The sequence below is a fragment of the Acidiplasma aeolicum genome (assembly GCF_001402945.1).
GTDB lineage: Archaea > Thermoplasmatota > Thermoplasmata > Thermoplasmatales > Thermoplasmataceae > Acidiplasma > Acidiplasma aeolicum.
Map to the genome: position 1 here is coordinate 1 of NZ_LKBG01000058.1, position 3,429 is coordinate 3,429.

Sequence of the window (3,429 nt, forward strand, 5' to 3'; positions counted from 1 at the left end):
ATTAAAAATCTGGAGAATATCCCCGCAGCCATTAAAAGCTCAAGGAATACTGAAATAACAAAGACGAGAAGGCCCAGTCCCCAGTACAGTAGATGCAGACCGTGATTTTTCTGATATTTCATAAAAATAACTGAGGTAAGTCCCGCTGTCAGAAGCAGGATGATAATAACGGATATTTCCACAAATGCTCTTGATGTAATAAGCATAAAACTAGGATTGTTTATTGCTATAAAACTTTATTTGCAAATTATTTAGGTATTTCAATTTAAGAAAATTAAAACCCTTTTGTAATGTTAACATCCTCAGCAAGAACATAGGGCATGATTGATGGCGATATCTCATCCCACCATTTTACATACTTTTCCTCAGATGAAACCTTTTTAATATTTTTAAGTATATTGGGTATTGAATCACTTATCCTTATTCCACCCATGGCCTTGCTAATTTTTCCATTGTTTATAAGAAATACACCGTCCCTTGGTACTGTTGAGAATATTCCATTTTCCTCGTCCTGGAATCTTGTGTACCATGCATTATTTATAAATATTCCATGGTCAACAGAATTAATTATATCATCAAATTTATTATTCCCACCATGCATGTGCAGCTGCCATGCATGTGGATATATTATCCCGGCATTTCCTGTGGTTTTTGTGCCGGCCTCCATGGCAGTGGAATATGAATGCAGGTATGTTTTAAGTGTACCATTTTTTATTATTTCAAGATTCTTTGTCAGTGTGCCCTCATCATCAACAGGATTGAAACCAATGCCATTTATATTCGCGGGCTCATCGCTTAGATTAACATAACCTGAGGCCACATTTTTGTCCAGCATATTCTTAAAAGGGCTGCTTCCTGATTCTATGTTAAAAAATGAAAAAAAGCCTGAGCTGTATGAAAGAAGATTTCCAATTACATTTGGGGACATTATAACATCATATTTCCCCTCAGGAATATCCAGATTATCATATTGTGACTGCAGTGGAAGAACTGCAGCATTTACCATGCTGTAGGGATCAATATTTTTAATTGAACCGGGGCCAAAATGATAGTTCTCCTGGCCTGATAAATTTCCCTTAAAGGACCTCAAAACAATCTCCATTCCGGGCCTTGAAAATTTTTCATCATTGTAAGGTGTTTTAACATGAACCGTTTCATATGATTGATAAATTACACCTGCAGACCTTTCAGCACCGTTTTTTAATGATGCGTCTATGAGCTGCTGTGAAATATCGTATATGTCCCTCCTTTCAAAGTTTGTTATTTCCATATTATAATCATTTTTCTCAGGATTAATGCCATTATATGAAATGTAATCAGGGCTTATTGACAGCATCCTTTTTATTCTGTCTATTATATAATCATAGTTTAGGTTAATTGCATTAAATGATGCCTCTGCTATTTTCTTTCCCCTGGATGCAAATATCTTTATTCCTGAATCAAACCACCTGTTAAATATGTCCATGGTGTTATTTGAAAACCTCAATTCCTCGGTATCATCTCTTAATTCAATTATTGAATACTCATCACAGATTTCGGCAAGCCTTTTTGATATGTATAAAATATCCATGGGAATCACTTTATATACATATTCCTGAGCCTTGCATGGGGACCTCCCATCCAGACATCAACACCCTGCTCGGGGTCTCCCTTTCCGCATATGCCGGCACTGAATTTTAAATCATTTCCTACTGCATCCATGGATGTATAAAATTTTACTGTGTTTGTTTCTATCACAGGCCTTCTAACCTGTTCCATAATTTTGCCGTTCTTTATTATATATGCCTCCCTGCCAACATATTTTTCATTAAATCTTATATCGTCTATATTCCATTCGGTATAATTTTTTATGTATATTCCATTCCTTATATCCTCTATTAATTCATCGAATGTATAATCCCCAGGCTCAAGATAGGTTGTGCTCATTCTTGCAAGTGGCTCCATATCCCAGTCTGAGGACCTGCCACCGCCATTTGACTTTGAATTGTTTAATCCCGCACTTTCCCTGTTTAAAATAAATTCTGATGTGTACCCGTTTTTATACAAATACCTTTTTTTGGCCCTAATTCCCTCATCATCATATTTATAATAGCCGAAGCTTTTTGCAACATTGGGATCATCTATGATATTCACTGCACTGCTTCCTATTTTTAGAGGATAATTATCAGGCCTTATAAATGATTCGCCTGCCTGTGCGGACTCCCTTCCTGAAATACGGTCATATTCCATGGGATGGCCGGCAGACTCATGTGCGGCTATACCGCTTATATCCGGCCCTATTACAACATCGTACTTGCCTGGCTCCGGCCTGTGGGACCTTATTGCACCCTGAATTGACTTAATATCATTTTTTATTATATCTTCCAGATTTAGTTCAAGTAGATTCTCATATCCGCCGGTATAGCCAAATTCATTATATGTCTCCTCAAATGACCCTGAATCGTAGACTCCAGCATTGTATACATAGTATATCCTTGAGTATTCTGAATTAATCTCTGTTCCTGATGAATTAATATAAAATTGTTTTATTTGCCTATCATGAAGGGCGTTCATTCTTAGGCTGGCACCGGCATTATCCATTAAGGCATCTGCTGATTTTAAAATATCAATTTTTTCAGAATCCGGGAAATCTGTAACTGCTTTTTTTCCATTTTCCCTCCATGCATCCCTTATGCCACCGCCCTGGTCAATTTTGTTCTTTCCCTTTAATCTGGATTTTTTTATTACAGCATCAAGTTTATCCCTTATGGCATCAAAATTGTCATCATTAAAAAACCCCATGGATATTGATCCGTTTTGAACCCTTACAGCATATCCAGAATCCTCAGAAAGGCCGGACCCTGTATACTTGCCATTATTATAATGGTAATAATTCTCACTGGATTGTATAAATCTTACCTCACAGTATTCGGATTGCCTTTCCAAATAACTTAAAATTTTATCTGCAAATTCCATAAAATCATTTTTCTTTTATTGTTGATTCATAATTTTTTAAAATTCTGCTTATGCATTTTCCGTAATTGTAGTCAGCGTCATCCCTTTCCATTGTCATCTTTGGCGTGATTAATTTTGTTCTAACAGAGTATTTTCCCCTGCCCTCTGTTTTGTATTTCCTAATGTTGAATATTAATTTTCCTGTGTTTCCAATTATCCTGCACACATTTTTAATGAACTTGTCTGCCATAAAATATGTTATATCATATAGATCGCGGTCATCCTGGTCAAGGCCAGAAACCTCTATAAAGAAACCCTCCTCTGATCCGGTTTCAATTATATTGATTATATCAGATATGCCTATGATCCCTGTAACCTTCATGTTTTTATCCACAACCGGAACTATATGAAGGCCATTTTTAAGAAGTACATTTACAGTATCAAGCACATTTGAATCCTCATCAACATAAACTGGTGAATCCATAAGCGATGACA

General features: G+C 36.3%; 3 protein-coding genes and 1 pseudogene. All 4 read right to left on the reverse strand.

The genetic code is table 11. The annotated features are described in order from the left end of the window. A pseudogene (locus AOG54_RS02040) lies at positions 1 to 206 on the reverse strand (hypothetical protein); the annotation flags it as partial. 68 nt (positions 207 to 274) lie between these two features. Beyond that, positions 275 to 1,570, reverse strand: a complete 1,296-nt coding sequence (locus AOG54_RS02045) for a TldD/PmbA family protein (RefSeq protein ID WP_052656863.1) — start codon at positions 1,568 to 1,570, stop codon at positions 275 to 277. 5 nt (positions 1,571 to 1,575) lie between these two features. Next, positions 1,576 to 2,955, reverse strand: coding sequence for a TldD/PmbA family protein (locus AOG54_RS02050; protein WP_054964165.1), 1,380 nt, complete (start codon positions 2,953 to 2,955; stop codon positions 1,576 to 1,578). A gap of 4 nt (positions 2,956 to 2,959) precedes the next feature. Next, positions 2,960 to 3,429: CBS domain-containing protein (locus tag AOG54_RS02055; RefSeq protein WP_156324163.1), on the reverse strand; the 470-nt coding region annotated here is incomplete at its 5' end.